Origin of the sequence: Enterobacter cloacae complex sp. 2024EL-00227 (genome assembly GCF_043945315.1) — a bacterium.
GTDB classification, from domain to species: Bacteria; Pseudomonadota; Gammaproteobacteria; order Enterobacterales; family Enterobacteriaceae; genus Enterobacter; species Enterobacter roggenkampii.
On sequence record NZ_JBIMQP010000064.1, the window covers coordinates 1 to 1,230 of the forward strand.

The window sequence follows — 1,230 nt, forward strand, 5'->3', positions numbered from 1 at the left end:
CTGAATCGCCACGGATAATCTAGACACTTCTGAGCCGTTGATAATATAGGTTTTCATATTCAGCCGGTGGCATCTGCTCGCTCGAACCATGCCGACGCTTACTGTTATAAAACATTTCGATATAATCAAAAATATCGCTTCTGGCTTCGTCTCTCGTTCCGTAGATCCTTTTCTTAATCCGTTCGCGTTTCAGTAGCTGGAAAAAGCTTTCCGCAACCGCGTTGTCGTGGCAGTTACCGCGACGACTCATGCTGCCTTCCAGACCGTGTGATTTCAGGAACGACTGCCACTCATGGCTCGTGTACTGACTACCCTGATCAGAGTGAACCAGTACCTGCTTTTGAGGGTTACGCCTCCACACCGCCATAAGTAATGCGTTCAGGACAATCTCTTTTGTCATGCGGGGTTGCATTGACCAGCCGATAACTTTTCGGGAGAACAGGTCAACCACCACGGCCAGATACAGCCAGCCTTCGTGGGTTCGGATGTAGGTTATGTCCGTCACCCAACGCTCATCCGGTGAGTCCGGATTGAACTGCCGCTGGAGCCTGTTGGGTGTCACGATGCTGGCTTCGCCTTTACGTGCCCGTGGGCTACGGTACCCAACCTGAGCTTTTATTCCGGCACGCTTCATCAGCCGCCAGACCCGGTTCACTCCGCACTGCTGTCCGGTATCACGCAGATCGAGATGGATCTTGCGATAACCATAGACGCAGCCAGACTCAAGCCAGAACTGTTTGATTTGCCCGGTCAGCATCTGATCTGTCTGGTGACGCTGCGAATGTGGCTGCTGAAGCCAGAAATAAAATCCACTCGGATGGACATCCAGAACCCGACAGAGCAAACGAACAGGCCAGCAACGGCTGTTGTCGCGGATAAAGGCGTACCTCAGTCGGACAGCTTTGCGAAGTACGCCGCGGCTTTTTTTAATATGTCCCGTTCGTCCGTAACCCGCTTCAACTCTTTCTGAAGACGGCGGATCTCGGCCTGAGCATCTGACTGTTCATTATGAGTGGAAGAATCCGGGCCGTACTTCTTTATCCAGGCGTAAAGACTGTGAGTGGTGATATCGAGACGTGTTGCAACACTGGAAACAGAATGACCACGATCAACAACCTGTTTGACTGCTTCAATTTTAAACTCTTCAGGATAACGCTTACCGCTCATGGGCACCTCTCTTTAAGTCATCTTAAATGACTCTGAGGTGTCTGTTAAACCCGTGGCGATTCA

1 protein-coding gene is annotated in these 1,230 nt (G+C 51.1%); it reads right to left on the bottom strand.

What is annotated here, in order from left to right; all coding sequences use genetic code 11:
• Positions 1–19: 19 nt before the first annotated feature.
• Positions 20–1,167 (bottom strand): IS3 family transposase gene (locus ACHH0Z_RS25555; protein WP_095429518.1). Its coding sequence is split into 2 segments (ribosomal slippage): positions 20–930 and positions 930–1,167, totalling 1,149 coding nucleotides; the frame shifts between segments, so codons are not numbered across the junction.
• Positions 1,168–1,230 lie beyond the last annotated feature (63 nt).